This is a genomic window from Mesorhizobium sp. M7A.F.Ca.CA.004.12.1.1 (genome assembly GCF_003997835.1).
In the GTDB taxonomy this organism is placed as follows: Bacteria; Pseudomonadota; Alphaproteobacteria; order Rhizobiales; family Rhizobiaceae; genus Mesorhizobium.
In genome coordinates, this window is record NZ_RZRK01001068.1 from 1 (window position 1) to 1,678 (window position 1,678).

2 protein-coding genes are annotated in these 1,678 nt (G+C 63.4%); both read left to right on the plus strand.

Annotated features, from left to right (window positions below):
- Positions 1-255 precede the first annotated feature (255 nt).
- On the plus strand, positions 256-822 hold the full coding sequence (gene efp / locus EN984_RS33650; protein ID WP_013529127.1) for an elongation factor P: 567 nt from the start codon (positions 256-258) through the stop codon (positions 820-822).
- Positions 823-907: 85 nt separating this feature from the next.
- On the plus strand, positions 908-1,678 hold a 771-nt coding region (locus EN984_RS33655), incomplete at its 3' end, for an inositol monophosphatase family protein (protein WP_164765878.1).

The following is a 1,678-nucleotide window of genomic DNA, read 5'->3' on the forward strand; positions in this document are numbered from 1 at the left end:
CCCACAGATGGACGACTTCCTGCAGGGGCTGGACGACGACCAGACCAAGCAGGCGCTGCAGAAGGCCAACCGGCTGCCTTGACGGCGGTTCTCGCGGTCATCGCAAGTGTAACCTCGGCTCCCCTCGCCTGGCACCGACCTGCCCGCTCCCTTGCCTCTTCTGGCGATTTGTGGTCTTGGGAGCCCGAAATCGCTTTCCCAGCGAACATCCATACCGACGGCGTGGCCGTTGGCATCATTCCGGATCATCTCATCATGGCCAAGATCAATGGCAACGAAATCCGTCCCGGCTATGTCATCGAGCATGATGGCGGGCTTTGGGTGGCGGTCAGGACCAACACCGTCAAGCCCGGCAAGGGCGGCGCCTACAATCAGGTCGAACTGAAGAACCTCATCAACGGCACCAAGCTCAACGAGCGCTTCCGCTCGGCCGAGACCGTCGAACAGATCCGGCTCGACCTGAAGGATTTTTCCTTCCTTTACGCGCAGGAAGACGCACTGGTGTTCATGGACACCCAGAGCTACGAGCAGCTCGAATTGAACAAGGACTTCGTCGGCGATCGCGCCGCCTTCCTGCAGGACGGCATGATGGTGACGGTCCAGCTCTACGAAGAGCGGCCGATCGGCATTTCGCTGCCCGACTATGTGACGCTGACCATCACCGAGGCCGACCCGGTGGTGAAGGGTCAGACGGCGGCATCGTCCTACAAGCCGGCGATCCTGGAGAACGGCATCCGCGTCCTGGTGCCGCCCTTCATCGGCGCCGGCGAGCGCATCATCGTCGACACCAACGAAATCACTTACGTGCGCCGCGCCGACTGACGCATGTCGCCCAGAAGTGGCCGGGTTCCGGGTCACCGACATGCATCGAGGCAGAATTTAAAGCGCAGCACCGGGAAAAAGCACTATGGCACGCTCAGCCCTTCTCAACGTCATGGTCCAGGCCGCAATGAAGGCCGGCCGCTCGCTGTCGCGCGACTTCGGCGAGGTGCAGAACCTGCAGGTCTCGATGAAGGGCCCCGGCGATTATGTCAGCCAGGCCGACCGCAAGGCAGAGGACATCGTCTTTGCCGAATTGTCCAAGGCTCGGCCCGGCTATTCCTTCCTGATGGAAGAGCGCGGCGTGGTTGAAGGCGACGACGGCCAGCATCGCTGGATCGTCGACCCGCTCGACGGCACCACCAATTTCCTGCACGGCATTCCGCTCTTTGCCGTTTCGATCGCGCTGGAGCGCCAGGGCCAGATCGTCGCCGGCGTCATCTACAATCCGGCGATGGACGAACTCTACACCTGCGAACGCGGGGGCGGCGCCTTCATGAACGACCGCCGCTTGCGCGTCGCCGGCCGCATCAAGCTGGTCGACACCGTGATCGGCTGCGGCATGCCGCATCTCGGCCGCGGCCACCACGGCAATTTCCTGGTCGAACTGCGCAATGTCATGGCCGAGGTTTCCGGCGTCCGCCGCCTCGGCTCCGCATCGCTCGATCTCGCCTATGTCGCCGCCGGCCGCATGGATGGCTTCTGGGAAACCGGCCTGTCGGCCTGGGACATCGCCGCCGGGCTGCTTTTGATCCGCGAGGCGGGCGGCTTCGTCTCCGACATGGATGGCGGCCAGGACATGCTCGACAACGGCTCGGTCGTCGCCGGCAACGAGATCATCCAGCGCGCTTTGCTGAAG

What these genes read in the sequence shown, in the direction of transcription:
- efp (WP_013529127.1), top strand. Translation starts at nt 256, where the DNA reads ATGGCCAAGATCAATGGCAACGAAATCCGTCCCGGCTATGTCATCGAG.